Origin of the sequence: Pseudomonas frederiksbergensis (genome assembly GCF_001952935.1) — a bacterium.
GTDB lineage: Bacteria > Pseudomonadota > Gammaproteobacteria > Pseudomonadales > Pseudomonadaceae > Aquipseudomonas > Aquipseudomonas frederiksbergensis.
Genome location: NZ_CP018319.1, coordinates 5,634,953 through 5,653,021 on the forward strand (window position 1 = coordinate 5,634,953; position 18,069 = coordinate 5,653,021).

Here is an 18,069-nt window from a genome sequence, read left to right on the forward strand (position 1 = left end):
GCCATGGTGAGCGAGTACTGGTTATGCGTACAGATACCAGCTACGCCCCCGCCGGGCAAACGGAAAAGGATAAGCGGCGGCCTGATCCGCTAATTTTTCCTGTGCCTCTGAACTTTCTGCCGATCCATCGCACCAACCGCGATAGAGGTACAGTGACGGTTGATTTCGTTCGCGGCAGTCGCGCTGTTTTTTTTAAAGGATGAGAGGTGGTTATGAATATCAAGACTCTGGGTTTGCCCTTGGCGGTAGCGGCCTTTCTGGCCCTGGCCGGTTGCTCGACGCCAACGGTTGTGACGTTGCAGAACGGCACCCAGTATTTGACCAAGGACATGCCGAAAACCAAGACCAAGGACGGCTTCTTCGAGTTCGAAGATATTTCCGGGGCGAAAGTGAAGGTCAAGGCCGATGAAGTGACCACGATTCGGCAGGAAGACTAAATACCGCGTTATCGTTCTTCGCGAGCAAGCCCGCTCCCACAGGGGATTTGTGAACACCACAGATCCAATGTGGGAGCGGGCTTGCTCGCGAAGAGTCCCTCAGAAACGGCGCATCACCCTCAGGCGATAACAATCCCTCCACTGGACAAGCTATCCAGCCCAACCCCGACCAACGTCACCGAATCCCCCCCAAACGTCAGCACCGTGTCATGCCCCACCGCCGTGGCATGGGACCGATAATCGTTATCCGGCGTCACCCCCTGAACCCCGAGAAACACCAGTTTGTCGCTGGCCTGGTAGCCAACCACCCGGTCCTGACCGAACGCGCCGCTAAACAGAAACGTATCGACCCCGCCCCCCGACTCCAACACATCATTGCCCGCCCCGCCGACAAACACGTCGTTACCGTTGCTGCCGAGCAAATGATCGTTGCCGTCCAGTCCAAACAACCAATCGCCACCAGCGTGAGCCGTAAGCGTATCGGTCCCGGCGCCGCCCTTCACTGTTGACGCGTACTGCGTCAGGTTGTTGTCCGCCTTAAGGCCTTCGGCAGTGACGCTGTGGATCACGTCATCCTTGAACAGCCCCCACAGAAAACCCGGCTCCTTGCTCACAATGCTGCCGATGTCGCGGGTGATGCTGATGCCGCCATTGGCGTCGCGGATGTACAGGTTGCCGGCGCCGTCATTGGCGAAGTCGAAGTTGTTCACCGACTGCTGCATGTCCAGCACGTTGTTGCCCTTGCCCCCCAACAGGATGTTGTAGCCACCACCGTCGCGGAAGGTGTCGTTTCCATCGTGGCCTTCCAGATAGTCGTTGCCTCGGCCACCCTGGATCAGATCGTTGCCGTCACTGCCGATGATGAAAGTGCTGCCCTTGTGGGTTTCAGCGTTGCGATTGAGGTCCTGAACCCAGGTGTTGGCACGCGCCGGGTCCGATAGATTGGCAACGATGATCGTCGAGTCTTTGCTGGTGAGGTCGTAGAACTTCGACTCGATCACCCGGTTCATGCCGTCGCCATAGGCGGTGGGCAAGTGCGAGATCCAGGTCGGGATGTTGAGGATGGAAAACGGCAACACATTCCACGCTGTCGAAGCGTAGTGGTCGTTGAAGCTGACGATGTTATCGGTCGCCGAGGCCTTGGCGGCATCGTGCACGCCCACCGATGACAGGTTGAACGATGAACCGTCGAGGGCGCGGTACACCGGGTCGTTCTCATAACCGACGTTCAGCACTTTATCGGTGCTGCTTTGGGTCGGCGAGGCGTAGGCGATGTAGTTGGAATCCTGGTAGAACCCGGCCCACTTGTCGTTGCTCAAATCCGCCAGGCTGTTGACCGCCAGCCCACCGAGGCTGTGACCGCTGACCAGCACGTCCTTGCCCGACAGACCATTGGCCCGGGCAAACGCCGCCACGTCGCTGAGCAGATTACCGAAGGCTTCGCCGACGTAGTTTTTCGCATAATCCTTTGGCCCCAACGCCGCCAGCAGATCATTGATCACATCGCCGATGGAGTCACTGATCTGGCTTTCTCGTGGGCCGCTGGTGCCGCGAAAGGCGATACCGATTTCGCTGAGATGACCCTGCGCGTCGTACTTGCCGAGGATTTCCACCTGAGCGCTGGTGTACCCGGCCTTTTCACCGAAGAACGTTCCGCGTGCATCAACCTTGCCGTCATAGCCCAGTTGCGCGGCGGTGATCGGCGTCCAGCCGGCTTTCTGCACCGCGTCCAGTGCGGCTTTTTCCGAATCGGGGTTCCAGGGGATTCCGGGAATGACGCCCTGGGAGTCGGTCCCACCGATCAATGCGCTGACCAATGTCGCCGGCAAGCCAAAGCCGAAGCCGTTGTGCTGATAGCCGGTGGCGAAGCCGTTATCGAGGTTGTGGTAGGAATACAGCGTGATCGCCATCGCGTCAGTAAATAACGCTTTGGAATCGGCTGTACCGAAGTTTTTGTAGTCGTACACACCCATTGGTATTGCCTCTCTTTTGTTGGAATTGTTAGAGATAGCTCACAACCAGGACGCCCGATCACGAGGCGCCCCGGAGCATTTAGTGCATGCAGCCTCAGGCAAACGTAATGCCTGAAGCCGACAGGTTATCCAGTCCCACCCCCACCAAGGTCACGGCAAAGTCGCCAATTTTCAGCACCGTGTCCTGGCCCGACTGCGAAGCGTGTTGTTTGTAGTCATAACCCTGCCCCGCGCCCTGAACGCCCATGAACAGCAGTTTGTCGCTGCCCTGGTAGCCATTGATCGCGTCGAAACCGAAGGCGCCGCTGAACAGGAACGTGTTGTTGCCACCCGAGGCTTGCATCACGTCATTGCCCGCGCCACCGACGAAGGTCACCTGGCTTTTGTCGCTGCGCAGCAGATCGTCGCCCGCATTGCCGAACAGCCAGTCGCCGTCGACGCTGGCTGCCAGTGTGTTGCCGTAGGCATCACCGTTCAGCGAGTGGTTGTACTGGGTAAGCTCGCTGCCGTTGAGCAAACCGTTGGCGGTAACGCTGTAACTCACCTCCTTGCTCCCCCACCATGAGCCCGGCTCTTTACTGACCAACGCGCCAATGTCACGGGTCATGTTCAGGCCGCCATAGGCATCACGCACGTACAACGTGCCGTCGCCGTCATTGGCAAAGCTGAAATTCTGCAACGGCTTCTGCAATTCGAAGGTGTTGTTGCCCTTGCCGCCCAGCAGGAGGTTGTAGCCACCGTCATCGCGGAACCGGTCATCACCGTCACGGCCTTCGATGAAGTCATTGCCGGCACCGCCCTTGAGCAGGTCGTTGCTGTCGGTGCCGATGATGAAGGTGCTGCCAACGTGAGGTTCGCCGCTGCGACCGAGGTCCTCGACCCAGGTCTTGCCCCGGGATTCTTGCGTCAGGTTGGACACGATCAGCGTCGAGTCCTTGTCGGTGAGGTCGTAGAAACGCGAGTCGATCACCCGGTTCAACCCGTCGGCATAACCCAGCGAACCGTGAGCCGACCAGTTCAGCGGATTCAGGATGCTGAACGGCACCAGGTTCTGCGCAGTGGACGCGTACTGGTCATTGAAGTTGACGATGTTGTTGGTCGCCGAGCCCTGATGTCCGTCGTGCTTGCCCAGGGAGCCGCTGCTGAACGTGGTGCCGTCGAGTACCCGAAACACCGGATCGTTCTCGTAACCGATGTTCAGCACGTTGTTGCCGGTAGCGCTCTGGGTCGGCGAGGCGAAGGCAACGTAGTTGGCCTCCTTGAAGAAACCGCCCCAGTTGTTGCCACTCAGTTCGGCGAGGCTGTTGACGCCCAGCCCGCCCAGGCTATGGCCGCTGACCAGGACGTCCCTGGCGTTCAGACCATGGGCAATCGCAAACTCGGCAACGTTCTTGAGCAAGTTGTCGAAGGCATTCTTCGCGTAGTTCGTCGCGTAATCCACCGGGCCGACGGCGGCCAACAGGTTGTTTTTCATGTCGCCGAATGTGTCGCTGTAACCCAGGCCGCCGGTGCCACGAAAGGCAATGCCAAGACCGATCAGCTTGCCCGCCCCGTCGTACTTGCCGAGCACTTCGGCTTCGGCGCTGGTGAAGCCGTCCTTCTCGCCATAGAACGTGCCTTGAGCGCCGACCTTGCCTTGATAACCCAGCTGCGTGGCGCCAATCGGCGCCCAACCGGTCGCCGGCAGCGGCTGACCGGTTGGCGTGTACGCATACAGCGTCAGCGCGATGGCGTCGGAGTACACCGCCTTGCCATCCGCTTTTTTGTAATCAAACAGTCCCATAGGTTTGCTTCCTTTGCGTCAAATCAGAACTGCCAGTCGAGCGTCAGACCCACACCGTGGTCTTTCTCGCTGGAACCAAGCAGTCCGTTGTAATCCAGGCTCAAACGAACGTCCTGCGCCACCGCCAGGCCGGCCCGCGCACCCACAACGGCGGCGTTACGATCCAGGGAAACGCTCTGCACGCTGAACCCGGTGTTGCCGTTGGCGAAGGCCAGATGACTTTCGGAACGGGTGTTGCTCAGGTTGTGCTGCCAGCCCAGCGTGGCGGACAGTTCCAGTTGCTGTTGGTCCGACAGGGCAATCGCTTTGCTTGCCCGCACACCGAGGGTTGAGAGCACGGCGTCGCGGTTGTCTTCGCCACCCTTGAGCGCCGCGGCATCACCTTTCTCGGTGAAGCTGTCGCTGTTGAGGTGCACGTAAGCCAGGTTGGCGAACGGCTCCAGTGCCAGCGGTTGCAGGTCCAGGCGATACGCCGCTTCGGTAAACAGTTGGGCGGTGGTCGCATCGCGTTTGGATTTCTGTTTGCCGCTGACGTCGCCCAATTGCAGGTCACGCTTCACGTCAATGCGATGCCAGCTGTAAGCGCCGCCGACGCTCAGACGAAGCGCATCGATTTCATGGCCCAGATAGGCGCCCAAGTGGTAGCTGTCGACGGAGGCTGACGAATGCGTGCCATCGCCCATGCTCAACGAACTGTCGCTGTAACCGGTGACGAAACCCAGGCGCGTATCTTCAGTGATCAGCCCGTCGACACCGGCCAGCAAGCCGCCAATGGAGCTGTTGGAACTGGCGTTGTCATGCCCGCCATCGCTCTTGCCCCAGGCGCCAAGCACTTTGACCCAGGCGTTGCTGCGGTCATCGGTGGGTGCCGCCGCGTTGAACAGATCACGCTCGCGCAGGCGTTCGCCGACGGCATCGCGCAGGTAACGGCTGTCGTTGATCAGTAGCGTGCCGACCGCCGGGTGAATCTCACCCGACAGTTGCTGGAAGGCTTGTTGCGCAACGGCGGCGGTCGGCGAAAGCAGCAAGGTTTCATAGAGCGAATTACCTGCGCCCAGTTGCTCGGCGGCCGCGGCAACGGCGCGTTGATTCGGGGTTTGGCCGACGCTGGCGAAGGACGCTGCGTTGCGCTCTACCGCCAGTTGGATGCCATTACCCGAGTAGTCGAGTGTGCCTCCGATGAACAGATAATCCGGGAGCACGGCACCGAAACGCCCTTCGATCCCGCCGGCCGCTTGCAGAATGTTGTATTGGTTGCCGAGCAATGATTTCACTTCGCTAGTGGTCAGCAAGGTCGGACTGTTTTCCAGGGACAGGCTGACGGTCGCGCCGTCGATCACGGCTTTACCGCCCGCCACGATCTGATCGCTGCTGGTCGGCGATAACTCCACGGCGTAGGTCGAGCCAGGTTCGAAGGTCACGTCACCCGCCACCTGCAAGGTGCCGATGGAATTGCCTGGCGCTACGGTGCCACCGCTTTTCGCGGTTAATGCGCCGATGCGACCGTTACCGCCGAGGATCCCGCTGTCGTTGACGGTGACCGCCGAGAGCAGCGAGCCGTTGATGGCCAAGCGGCCCTGATTGACCAGCGTCGGGCCGGCGTAGGTGTTGGCGCCGGTCAGCACCAACGTGCCGATGCCCTGTTTGGTCAGGCCACCATGGCCGGAAATGTCGTTGCGCCACGTGTCGAGGCCGCAATGCACGTCATTGCACACGCGCTCGGTCGGTTTGCCCTTGTCGATAATCGCGCCGATCCCCGGCAAGTCCGCGACAAACTGGCTCGAACCGTAGGCACCCTGGATGCGGAACTCCTCGGGAATGTCCTGCTCGGTGACAAACATCGCCGGGCCATCAATGCCTTTGCGCAGGTTGATCATGCCCCAGCCGTACAGCGAATCGACACCTGGCGCACCGAGGTCGGTGGCCGTGGTGCGCAACACGCTGGCGACCTGGGCGCCGGTCATGTACGGGAAGCGTTCCATCAGCACGGCCATGGAACCGGCAACGTGCGGCGCCGCCATCGAGGTGCCGTTGTAGTTGGTGTAGCCGGTGGTCAGGTTGTCGGCGTTGGTACCGCTGATGATCGAGCTGTAGATCTTGCTGCCCGGTGCGGACACGCAAAAGCTGGCGGTGTAGCCGCAACGCGATGAGAAGGTGCTGATGTTGTAGGGGTTCGGGCTGTTGAGGTCCGGGTTTTTCTGCAACGCCGCCACGGTCACCCAGTTCGGCGCGATGTCCGGCACGAAGTAGCCCAGGCCTGCAATGGCGTCCGGGTTGTTGAGGTTGTAATCGTTGCCGGCGGCGAAGATCGTCACGATACCGCTGCGGGCCGCCGCGATGGCGCCGTCGTAGGCTCCGCCCGGTTTGGTCCCGAGTAACGGACTGATCTCGTTGAACTGCAATTGCGCATCTTGCACGGTGAAATGCGGGTAGGCGGGGTTGCGTCCGCCGAGGTCGAAGCGATCGGTGATGCCGATGCCCCAACTGTTATTGATGATCCGCGCGCCGCTGGCGATCAAGGCATCCCAACCGGCTTTGTAGACCGCGCCGTCGTTGCCGCGAATGATGCCGTCCTCCGGGCCCGGATCGCCGTTGTCCGCACTGATGATCTGCGCGCCAAACGCCACGCCATGCATCGGGCCGTCATCGCGACTGCCCGCAGCGATACCGGCAACGTGGGTGCCGTGGGCACCATACTCGCCGTCGGAATCGATCGTGGGCGAACCGTCATAACGAAACGCATCGCCGGCTTTGACCGGGATGTACGGGTCGGTGTATTCGCGGATACCGCTGGTGACCAGGTTGATCACTTTGTTTGGGCCGGAGAATTCCGGATGCGCGGCGTAGACCGGTTGGTCGAAGATCCCCAGCTTCACGCCTTTGCCGGTGTAACCGGCGGCATAGGCTTCTTGTGCGTTGACCGCTCCCAAGCCCCAATCGGCGTTGAATTCAGTGCTGCGCCAGCTGTTAGGATCGCCTGCTCGACCGTTTTCCACGTAAGGCGCCGCTTGCGCGGTACCGAGGGTGGCCAATGCGCAGAGCAAAGCCCGGTTGAGGGTTTTCAAGGCGAATAGATTGTTGTTTTTAACTTTCATCCAGCGACCATCCTTAGTTGTCTTGCCAAATCCCTGTGGCGAGGGAGCTTGCTCCCGTTCGGCTGCGCAGCAGTCGTAAACCCTAAAATCACCGCTGCCTGTTTTGGGGCGGCTTCGCCACCCAGCGGGAGCAAGCTCCCTCGCCACATTTAATGTTTGCCACATTTGTTGATTGTGGTTTTAAAACTGCCAATTGAGGCTCAGGCCTACGCCATGGCTTTTCTCGCGACTGGCCAGTTGGCCGGTGTAATCGAGGTTCAAGCGAATGTCCCGGCTCAAGGCCAGGCTGGCATGGGCACCCACCAGCGCCGCATCACGCATCATCGGCGAACTCTCCACGGAAAACGCTGTGCTGCCGCCGGCAAATGCCAGGTGTTCTTCAGAATCAGTAGGGCTCAGGTTGTGCTGCCAGCCGAGACTGCCGCTCAGGTCCAACTTCTGCTGGCCGGACAAATTCACGGTTTTCAATGCACGCACGCCCAACGTGCTGAGCACCGCGTCACGCGTGTCGCCACTGCTTTTCAGTGCCGCAGCGTCACCTTTCTCGGTGAAACCTTCGGTGTCGAGGTGCACGTAGGCCAGGTTCGCGAAGGGTTCGAGCGCCAGCGGTTGCAGGTTCAGGCGATATGCCGCTTCACCAAACACTTGGGTGGTTCCGGCATTGACCTTGGCTTTCTGTTTGGCGCTGACGTCGCCGTATTGCAGGTCACGTTTGACGTCGGCCCGATGCCAGCTGTAGGCGCCGCCGGCACTCAGGCGCCAGGCACCCAGCTCGCGGCCGGCATAAGCACCCAGGTGATAGCTATCGACTTTGGCCGATGAATGAGTGCCGGAGCCCATGCTCACCGAGCTGTCGCTGTAACCGGTGACCAGGCCGATCCGGGTTTGCTCATCGAGCGCCCCGTCGACACCGGCCAGCAAGCCGCCAATCGAAGTGGTGTAACCGGCGGTGTCATGGCGCTCATCGGTTTTGCCCCAGGCGCCCAGCGCCTTGATCCAGCCATTGCTTTGAGTGCCTTGGGCGTCAATCAACCGCTCACCGACAGCATCGCGCAGGTAGCGGCTGTCGTTGATCAGTACCGAACCCAGTGCCGGATAGATTTCCCCCGACAACTGCTGAAACGCCTGTTGGGCGGACGTCGCGGTGGGCGACAGCAGCAGGCTTTCGTAAACCGGATTGCCCGCCCCCAGCCCTTCGACGGCAGAAGCTACGGCGCGCTGGTTGGGCGTTTGGCCGACGCTGGCGAAGGTCGTGTCGTTGCGCTCGACACTCAATTGAATGCCGGTGGCGGCGTAATCGAGGCTGCCACCGATGAACAGGTAGTTGGGCAGCACCGCGCCGAACTGACCTTGAATGCCACCGGCCGCTTGCAGGATGTTGTACTGATGACCGAGCAGGCTTTGCACTTGTTGAGTGCTGAGCAAGTCCGGGCTGTTTTCCAGTGACAGGCTGACGGTCGCGCCGCTGACCGTGGCCGTGCCGCCCGCGACGATCCGGTCGCTATCGGTCGGCGATAGCTCCACCGCGTAGGTCGAACCCGGCGCAAACGTGACGGCACCGCTGACCTGCAAGGTGCCAATGGAATTGCCCGGCGCAACCGTAGCGCCGCGGTTGGCCGTCAGTGCGCCAACGCGCCCCGATCCGCCCAACGTGCCGCTGTCATTGACGGTCACTGGCGATGCCAGCGAACCGTTAACCGACAGCAGGCCGCCATTCACCGTGGTCGGCCCGCGATAAGTGCTGTTGCCGGTGAGCATCAGGCGCCCGACACCAGACTTGATCAGGCTGCCTTCGTAGACCCGAGTGGCGGCGGCGAGATCACGGGCCGTGCCCACCGCATAGTCGGTCTGATCCTGCTGGCTGGCACCGAGCGGTACACCGTTCTCCCAACCTTTGGTCTTCAGTGTCTGTTGCCAGGCACTGTGCTCCGCTGCGTCTTCGCTTTGACGCTGAATCAGCGCCTTGTCGGTGATGTCGTTGCTCCAGACATCGCTCTGCCCTGCCCCCAGATTGGCGTCGAAACGTCCGAGCAATTGGCCCGGCCCGTGCATCGCCAGTTCGAGGTTGGCGACGCCCCAGCCGATGCGGGTACTCGGCGCCTCGGTGATCGAGCCGTCGAGTTGGGTGGCGGTGGTCAGCAGCGTTTCCAGCGCCTGCTGGTTGTTCATGTACGGATAGCGTTCCATCACCAGCGCCAGGGCACCGGTGGCATGCGGCGCGGACATGGAAGTGCCGGACTTGATCGCATAGCCTGCGCCGGGAATGGTGCTGTCGATCTTCGCGCCGGGGGTGGTGATGCACCAATACTTGGCGATCCCACACTGGTTGTATTTCTGTTGGTTGCCTTGATCCAGCCCCGACACGGCCAGCCAGTGGCCTTCCAGGTCCGGCTCGAAATACGGCAAGGCCGAACGCACGCTGGCGTTGGGGTAACCGCTATTACCGGCGCTGAACACGTTGATCACGCCGCGCCGGGAAACGTCTGCGGCTTCATCGAGCCAGGTGCCTTTGTTCCAGTGCTGGGCGTAGGCCGCCTGCAGATCGGCGAGGGTCCGATAGCTGACATCCGGGGGTTGGCTGCCCCAGCTGTTGTTGATCGCTCGCACACCGGCATCCGCCAACGCGTTATAGACCGCTTTGAAGTAGCGTGGATCAGGGTTGGGGCCGAACAGGAAGCTGTCGTTCTTGTTGGTGTTGCCGACGTAAACCTGCGCGTTGTAGGCCACGCCGTGCATGCCGGTGCCGTCGCGCGAGGCACCGATAGTGCCGGCGACATGTGTGCCATGGGAGTCGTTGTTGGCGTTGAGTGTGCCGACGACATTGAACGGGGAGCCATCAACGTAACTGCCGCTGGCTGTCACCCCGTGGTAACGGTCGGTGGCGAATTCGGGATGGGCTGCATCGAAGCCAGAATCGAGCTCGCCGATTTTCACGCCTTTACCGGTGATGCCGGCGGCATAGGCTTGATCGGCTTGCATGCGGGCGAGTCCCCAGTCGCGCTGGAACTCCGCCGAGCGCCAACTGGCGGCATCGCCAGGCGTGCCGGTTTCCAGATAAGCGGCTTGCACCGAGACGGGCATTGCCGACACCAGGAGTAATAGCGTGCCGACCGACATCGGCTTGATCTGTACATCCATGTTCACTTCTCGCTTTTTTTGTTTTTTTGGGGGGCATTTATTGCGTTCTTGGGCCTTGGCCGAACGCCTCGTCAACCCTGGCCAAATCCTGCTCGTTCAACGTCCCGGCGTAGTAATGCAACTTGGTCCAGGCCATCAAGTAGTCGTAGCGTGCCTGTGCCAGATCGCGGCGGGTGGTAAATAGTTGTTGTTCTGCATTTAATGCATCGAGGTTGACGCGCTCGCCGCCCAAAATGCTTTGCCTGGTCGAAATCACCAGCGCTTCGGCGGACTTCAGGGCTTTCTGATAAGCCCGCAACTTGTTCACGCCCGACAGGCAGGCGCTGAACTGGCGACGCAGTTCAATCAACGTTTCCCGGGTCTTGCCGTCCAGTTCGTACTCGGCCTGCTCCATGGTGCGGCTGGCCTGGCGAGTCGATGCGGATACCCCGCCACCGGCGTACAGCGGCACGTTGACTTCAATCCCGATGGTGTTGGTGTCGTAACGCTGGTTGTAGGTGTTGCCGCTTTCCGACTCGTTCTGGCGTACCGAGGCGTAGGCGCTGACTTTTGGCAGGTGCCCGGCGCGGTTGCGTTCGACTTCATAACGCGCGACTTCCACGGCATGGCGCTGCGAAGCCAGGTTCGGGTTGTTGGCCACGGCCATCTCGTGCCAGGTGTCGTAATTGGCCGGCTGCAGGGTGAACGTCTGGAAACTCTGATCCAGCGGCGCTAAGTCCCCGATGTTGATCGCCGGCACGCCAATCAGCGCGCCCAGCTCTCGTAACGACGCGTCCTGCTCATCACGGGCTTCTATTTCCTCGGCCGTGGCCAGTTCATAGCGCGACTCGGCCTCAAGGATGTCGGTACGCGTGCCCTCGCCCTGACGGAACATGTGTTCGTTCTGCTGGAACTGTTGCTCGAAAGCCTTTTTCTTGGCCTGCGCGATGTCGATCTGATCCTGAGCGAACAGCGCCTGGGTGTAACTCTCCAGCACCCGAACCAGCAATTCCTGACTCTTGCCGCGAAAGGCTTCGTCGGCAAACAGCGATTGCGCCACGCCTTTGCGGTACGAGGCGTAAGCCTCGTAGTCGAGCAGCGGTTGTTGCAGGGTCAGGGTCGAGCCGTAACTGCTGTAGTTGCGGTCATCGGTGCGGTTCTGCCCGCGCTCATTGAGGGCGGTGGCCTTGGAGGAGTTGCGCCCCTTGTTGTAGTTGTAACCGATCCTGGGCAACAGCCCGGCGCGGCCAATGGCGCGGTTTTCAAGACCGGCATCGCGTTCCTTGATGGCGCCGAGAAACACCGGATCATTGCGCAATGCTTGTTCGTAAATGTCGAACGGTCCCATCGCCAACACACTGTTGCAGGTCAGCAACGCCAGGGTCGCTGCGAGCATGGAAAGCTTATTCATACAGCGGAACATCCTTATTCCTCAGTCAACGCGGAACCTGCCCGGTCGAGCAGCGGTTTGAACAAATAGTTGAGGAGTGAACGCTCACCGGTGCGCACGAACATTTCCGCCGGCATGCCAGGCTTGATCACCAGGCCGTTGAGTTTTTCCATGGCCTGATCGCTGACGCTGCTGCGCAGTACGTAATACGGCGCACCGGTTTTCTCGTCGATCATCTGGTCGGCGGAGATCAGGCTGACCTCGCCGGGCACCCGCGGCGTGCGGCTCTGGTTGAACGCGGTGAACAAGATGTCCACCGGCAAGTGCGTGCCGACCTTGTCGACCAGGTTGACCGGCAGGTGCCCTTCCACCTCCAGGCTCGTCCCCTGCGGCACGATCTCCAGCAGGGTATCGCCCTGACGCACCACCGCGCCCACGGTGTGAACCCCGAGGTTGACTGCAATGCCATCGGCGGTGGCGATGATCTCGCTGTGTTGCAGATCGAACCCGGCGGAGGTCAGTTGCTCTTCCAGCGTCACGCTTTTCAATTGCGCATCGGCCAGTTGGGTGCGGACTTCTTTCTGGTATTCCTCGATGTGCTGTTGCAGTTTCAGCCGCGATTCGAGGATGCCCTGCTCCACACGGCCGCTGTCGCCGCTGTTTTCCGCCAATTGTTGCTGAACCTGTGACAGCTGACGCTGGTACTCCATCAACCGATTGCGCGGGATGTAGCCGTTGTCCGCCAGGGGCTGAAGATTGCTCAGCTGTTGTTGCAGAGAGCTGGCCTGGGCCGTCAGGTCCATGCGGGCGCGGCGCATGCCGGCCAGTTGCGCGCTGGCGCCTTCGATGCTGGCGCGCAAGGCAGCCTGCTCGCGGGAAAACGCTTCACGGCGGCTGCTGAACAACTGCCGTTGACCTTCCAGCACCAAGGCCAGGCGCGGGTCGGGGTTGTTGCTTAGTTCAGCGGGGAAACTCACTTGTTTGAGGTTGTCCCGTTCACTCTGCCACCGCGCCAGACTGGCCCAGGCCATGCGGTATTGCGCTTGCAGCGATTGCACGTCCGCGGCGACTTGGGTCTGGTCGAGCTGGAACAATGGCTGGCCCTGCTTCACCACTTGACCCTCGCGCACCAGAATCTGGCTGACCACGCCACTGCTCATCGATTGCACGGCTTTGCGCTTGCCCGACACCACGACCGTGCCTTGCACGGGAATGCCTTGGTCAAGCGGCGCGAGACTGGCCCAGGTGAAGAAACTGCCGGCGCCGACGATCGCCAGAATCCAGCCCATGCGGACAAAGAAACGCGCGTCGCGCTCAGGGCGTTCGGCGATGTAGTCATGTTCCATGGTGGCTTCGCTGATGTTGCTCATACGCCCGAATTCCTTGTCGAGGGCTGATACTGCCGGCTCATGCTGAGCCCGCCCGGTGCTGGCGCGGTTTTCTCCCGCGGCTGCTCCTGATTGGCGGCGAGAGCCTTGAGCACGTCCTGGCTTGCACCGAAGGCTTGCAGGCGTCCTTCGTTGAGCACCAGCAGCTTGTCGGCCTGGGCCAGTGCCGAGGAGCGATGGGTGACCAGAATCACACTGGTGCCTTGGGCTTTCATTTGCGCAATGGCACTGGCCAATGCGGCTTCGCCCACGGTGTCGAGGTTGGAATTGGGTTCATCCAGCACCACAAGGCGCGGGTTGCCATACAACGCACGCGCAAGGGCCACGCGCTGCTTCTGTCCCCCGGACAAGCCGCTGCCGTCCTCGCCGAGCACGGTGTCATAGCCTTGCGGCATGCGCAGAATCAGTTCGTGAACGCCGGCCTGCTGCGCGGCTTCAACGACTTTTTTCGGCTGTGTCTCGCTGAAGCGGGCGATGTTTTCGGCGATGCTGCCGCTGAACAGCTCGATGTCTTGCGGCAGATAACCGATGTAGGGGCCAAGATCGTCGCGGTTCCAGCGATGAATGTCCGCGCCGTCGAGCCGCACCGTGCCACCCAGCGTCGGCCAGACGCCGACGAGTACCCGGGCCAATGTCGATTTCCCGGAACCGGAGGCGCCGAGCACGCCGAGCACTTCCCCGGCACCGAGGCTGAAATTGACCAAATGCAACGTGGCGGCCCGTTGCCCCGGCGGCGCGGCGCTGACCTGTTCAAACGCGATCTGGCCTTTCGGCGCGGGCAGCGCCATGGCTTCGTCACTCGGTGGAAAGGCTTGCAGCAATGAATCAAGACGACGGTAAGCGAGCTTGGCGCCGCTCCACTGTTTCCACACGGCGATCAACTGATCGATGGGGCTCAGGACACGGCCCATCAGAATGGAACCGGCGATCATCATCCCGGCAGTCATATCGCCCTTGATCACCAGCAAGGCGCCAAGGCCCAGCACCAACGATTGCAGGCACAGGCGCAAGGTTTTGCTCAGGGAGCTGATGACGGCACCAGTGTCGCTGGCCTGGTTCTGCAAGCCGAGGAAACGTGAGTGGACCTGGAACCAACGTGTACGCAACGCCCCGAGCATACCCATGGCCTGAATGGTTTCGGCGTTGTGCAGGTGGCTGGTGGCCAGTTGGCTGGACTTCTGGGAAAAACCGGCGGCGTCGCCCAAGGGCTTTTTGGTCATTGTCTCGTTGAGGCAAGCCAGGCCGATCAACAGCACCGTGCCCACCGTCGCAAACACGCCGAGCCAGACATTGAACAGGTAGATCACAAACAGATAAACCGGAAACCACGGCGCATCGAAGAAGGCAAACAGCGCGGGACCGGTGACGAATTGGCGAATTTGCGTCAGGTCCCCCAACGCTTGCCCGGCGTTGCCCTCGCCCCGAAACAGGTTGCGCTCGAAGGCGGCCTGGTAAACCCGCAGATTGAAGCGGCGCTCCAGTTGGCTGCCGATGCGGATAACGATGAAGCTGCGCACGATCTCAAGCAGACCGATGAAGGCAAAGAACCCGACCACCATTAACGACAACATCGCCAGGGTGGTTTCATTTTGCGAAGACAGCACGCGGTCGTAGACCTGCAGCATGTAAATCGACGGAACCAGCATCAGCACGTTTATTAACGCGGTAAAACAACCGACGCTGATCAGGATGCTCTTGTAGTCGCCCAATGCTTTGAACAAGGGAGCGCTGGCCGGACTCTTTGCCATCTTCATGGGTTATTCCTGAGGTGTTCTTCCTCGCCTTCTTCTGGCGAAGTTTCCATTAACTGTCCGCACTGGGGCGGATATAGGCCTTGCGGTAGCGCTTACAAACTAATAACAACTTTCCGTGGGCGACAGAACGCTGCCACTAGTTGGGTGGTGCTTATGCCAACCATGACAAGCGTTATGTTTGAATCGTGTTATTGCACCTGACGCACAAGTGTTATGACCAGATCGGATTTCAATGTGGCTTTATACGATCCATCACGTTGGCGGCTGAGAAATAGAACCTTCGAACCTTCTTTGCCAGTGATTGCCAGGCCATCCGGCTCAGGGAACCAGCCAATCGCAGATTCGCCGTCCAGCCAGGCGCTGAGACAATCGGCGCCCGCACCCAGCGACTGTTGCGGTTGAAAGTCGATGACGCAGACATTGGACGGTTTGTCCTGCAACGCCTGGGACTCTGACGAGTCATCTTTGGCCATCAGGGTCGCCTGCCATTTACCGGCCAGTTCCGAGGGGTCTGCTAATTTCAGGCTGCTCGCCATGGCTACATCTCCAAAAATCATCATGAACGTCGCCAATAGCCACGCGGTTGTTCTGTAAGTGAAGCCGTTGTGGATCATAAGGCGCTTTACTCATTTCAAGGGGCAGAGAGCAGCGCGTCTGCGCCGCCCTCCTTTTCACCTCACATTACGCAGCGATGTCGGAGTAAGCCGCCTGGCCCACGGTGCTGACCATGAAATCAGCCACGCCGTGCCCGGAGAAGTCCACCGACAACAGGCTGTTGCCGCCCGAAGAGGTCAACACTGCATCGCCTGCCGCACCGGTGAACGAGTTCACGAAATGCAGGCCCGCGCCGTTGGTGATGCCGGTCAGGTCAATCTTGTCCAGGCCGCTGACAAAATCGAGGATCTGGTCGATAGCACCGGGTTTGGAATCGCTGCTGGCGGCGAACACAAAGGTGTCCGAACCGGCGCCACCCCACAGTTTGTCCGCGCCGCCCGCGCCGAAGAGAATGTCGTTGCCGGCACCGCCCTTCAGTTCGTTGGACACGCTGTTGCCGATCAGCAGGTCGCTGCCCGAACCGCCGATAGCGTTTTCGACGGTGACGCCCTTGGCGATGGACACGTTACCCACCATGCCGCCAACGTCGGAGAACGAGGCCTCATTCAGGTTGATCTTCTGGTTTTGGGTAAAACCGGAGAAGTCCAGGGTGTCCTTGCCGCCCGCATCCCATACCGAAAACACAACCTTGTCCGACGACGAAGCCGCGCTCAGGAAGTCCCGTCCGGCGTTGGAGTTGAAGCCGTAAGTGGTGTCACCGGTACGGGTGGTGGTGTTGGCGCCGTAGAGCTTCTGGATGGCGGCGATATCGTCCATCAGCGGGCCGGACGAATAGGCTTCGACGCCGCCCTTGCTGAAGTTCTGGCTGGTATTGCTTTCACTCCAGTAGCTCATGACGCTGTAACCGCGGGTGTCTTGCCCGTAGGAAGCGTCGTTGTAGGTCGGAGCACCTTCGCCGGCGTTGTAGTCGCCAGGGTGGGCCAGGCCCAGGGAATGACCGATTTCGTGGGTCAGGGTCTGACGCCCGTAGTTGTTCAGGTCCGGCGTCTTGTTGACGTTATAGCCACTGCCCGTCAGATACCACGAAGTACCGTCATAACCAGCACCGGTGCCCGGCAGATAAGCGAATGCCGCTGCGCCATCCTGGCCACCGCTGTAGTTGCCGAAGGTCATATGAGCGTCGCCGCCCGTGGCTTTGTCGGTGAACGTGACATTGGCCACATCGGCCCAGGATTGCATGGCTAGCACGGCCTGGCCTTTCTGCTGAGCGCTGAACTGGCTGAACCCGGTAATCCCGTGTTTGTTCATGGTGCTCGACGACGCCGAGGTCAGGAACGTGTAGGTGAGTTCAATCTTGCCGCTGCCGTCCTTGTCCTGGTAGGCAGCACCATCGCGCAGCAACTGGGTCGCTGCCTGGTCGACGGAAAAGGAGGGTTTGCCATTGACCATGAGGTTGCCGCCCCGATCATACTGATGGCTGAAGCTATTGATCTGGTTGAACGCAGAACTGGATGCAGCCAATGCTTGCAGTGGCTGGAATGCCTGTTCGGCGGTATCAATAGCGTTGTCTTTTACTTTCGACATAAACACACTTCCTTGTTTAGCTATGGAACAGTTTTTTGTCAGACAGCGACAATCTCTGGCGAGATCGTCCTATCACTCGCCCAATGAAGGCGAAAGAAAACTGACACAATTCGAAATCAAACGTCTACATTTTTTTTGACGTCAAATTGAGTTGTTCCTGCAAGTACCCGGAAACAATGCCTGCGCTGTCGAAATATTGTTGGTTAGATGGCGGCTTGCGCAAATCGTCTGACGATTTGTTATTTAATTATTAAATAGAGGTAAGTTGCTTTTTGTCGACGGGGTCTCACTTTGCTGAACTTACTAATATAAGTGCCAGTGCATTGCCATCAATCAATCAATTAAACGTTTGGTGAGTACCGCGTGCAACAAGGTCGCGGAAGGAATTACCGACCAGATAAATCCCGCCGCTCTCCACTGATAAGTCAATCCTGAAGCTTTTTGCGTCCAGGCGGCACATGGATGCCTTCTATCTCATACACAACCCTGACATCAACATGCCTGCCGTTCTTGGCTCTCGCGCGGAAGTCCATGAGCCCGTTAATGCGAAGAGGTTCGCCAGGGTGCCTCTGAATCGTGACGTACCCCTCCTCTGCATGAAAAACAGGACCAAAAGGTTGAATGGTGTAGTAGGCGCTTACCTCATGACTGCTCACATCATATCTGCCGCTTGGTAAATCGTTGTTATCAATACTAAAACTAATTGATTTGCCGGCCCCCGGCACCTCTCCTTGCTCCTGGTCAGGCATCAACCCCCAAACATTGAATCGGCCTTGCGATTCATCCCTACCCACATGCGCAGCCAGATAATTGATCTCTTCGGCACCTACTTCGGTGACCGTCCCCTTCATGACGCCCGTTTGCGTAGACATAACAAACCCCCGATTAAAAATCAGTCCTCCCTGACGGCCATCAGCCGTCAAAGCATTGAACCAATCGCACGAGAGCTTTGCGACTGTCATAAATGACAGTTAGTTATACTTTTTCGCAATA

Annotated in this window: 11 protein-coding genes; 1 reads left to right on the plus strand and 10 read right to left on the minus strand. The window is 59.8% G+C overall.

Features of this window, described 5'->3' with window-relative positions; all coding sequences use genetic code 11:
* Positions 1-212 precede the first annotated feature (212 nt).
* Positions 213-437 (plus strand): YgdI/YgdR family lipoprotein, encoded by a 225-nt coding sequence (locus PFAS1_RS26415; protein WP_046055248.1) that lies wholly within the window; start codon positions 213-215, stop codon positions 435-437.
* Positions 438-556: 119 nt separating this feature from the next.
* On the opposite strand, the gene PFAS1_RS26420 is transcribed toward PFAS1_RS26415, so the two are convergent.
* From PFAS1_RS26420 to PFAS1_RS26465, 10 genes are all read right to left on the minus strand, one after another.
* Entirely contained in the window at positions 557-2,410 is a 1,854-nt protein-coding gene (locus PFAS1_RS26420; RefSeq protein WP_076031143.1) for a polyurethane esterase, read from the minus strand.
* 94 nt (positions 2,411-2,504) lie between these two features.
* On the minus strand, positions 2,505-4,193 hold the full coding sequence (locus tag PFAS1_RS26425; protein WP_076031144.1) for a polyurethane esterase: 1,689 nt from the start codon (positions 4,191-4,193) through the stop codon (positions 2,505-2,507).
* A 23-nt stretch (positions 4,194-4,216) separates the two neighbouring features.
* The gene (locus tag PFAS1_RS26430; RefSeq protein WP_076031145.1) at positions 4,217-7,288 is read right to left on the minus strand and encodes an autotransporter serine protease; all 3,072 of its coding nucleotides are present in this window, start codon (positions 7,286-7,288) and stop codon (positions 4,217-4,219) included.
* Positions 7,289-7,468: 180 nt separating this feature from the next.
* Positions 7,469-10,426 carry an autotransporter serine peptidase EprS gene (gene eprS / locus PFAS1_RS26435; protein WP_076031146.1) on the minus strand — a complete coding sequence of 986 codons (2,958 nt, stop codon included), beginning with the start codon at positions 10,424-10,426 and terminating at the stop codon, positions 7,469-7,471.
* A 37-nt stretch (positions 10,427-10,463) separates the two neighbouring features.
* Entirely contained in the window at positions 10,464-11,828 is a 1,365-nt protein-coding gene (locus PFAS1_RS26440; RefSeq protein WP_076031147.1) for a TolC family outer membrane protein, read from the minus strand.
* Between the two features lie 2 nt (positions 11,829-11,830).
* Complete coding sequence (locus PFAS1_RS26445) at positions 11,831-13,165, minus strand: HlyD family type I secretion periplasmic adaptor subunit (protein ID WP_076031148.1); 1,335 nt, start codon at positions 13,163-13,165, stop codon at positions 11,831-11,833.
* The gene (locus tag PFAS1_RS26450) at positions 13,162-14,937 is read right to left on the minus strand and encodes a type I secretion system permease/ATPase (RefSeq protein WP_076031149.1); all 1,776 of its coding nucleotides are present in this window, start codon (positions 14,935-14,937) and stop codon (positions 13,162-13,164) included. The genes PFAS1_RS26445 and PFAS1_RS26450 overlap by 4 nt, the downstream gene beginning before the upstream one ends.
* A gap of 188 nt (positions 14,938-15,125) precedes the next feature.
* Positions 15,126-15,551, minus strand: coding sequence for an AprI/Inh family metalloprotease inhibitor (locus PFAS1_RS26455; protein WP_076031150.1), 426 nt, complete (start codon positions 15,549-15,551; stop codon positions 15,126-15,128).
* Positions 15,552-15,618: 67 nt separating this feature from the next.
* The gene (locus tag PFAS1_RS26460) at positions 15,619-17,076 is read right to left on the minus strand and encodes a serralysin family metalloprotease (RefSeq protein ID WP_076031151.1); all 1,458 of its coding nucleotides are present in this window, start codon (positions 17,074-17,076) and stop codon (positions 15,619-15,621) included.
* Positions 17,077-17,501: 425 nt separating this feature from the next.
* Positions 17,502-17,948 carry a hypothetical protein gene (locus tag PFAS1_RS26465; protein ID WP_156886760.1) on the minus strand — a complete coding sequence of 149 codons (447 nt, stop codon included), beginning with the start codon at positions 17,946-17,948 and terminating at the stop codon, positions 17,502-17,504.
* Positions 17,949-18,069: the final 121 nt, after the last annotated feature.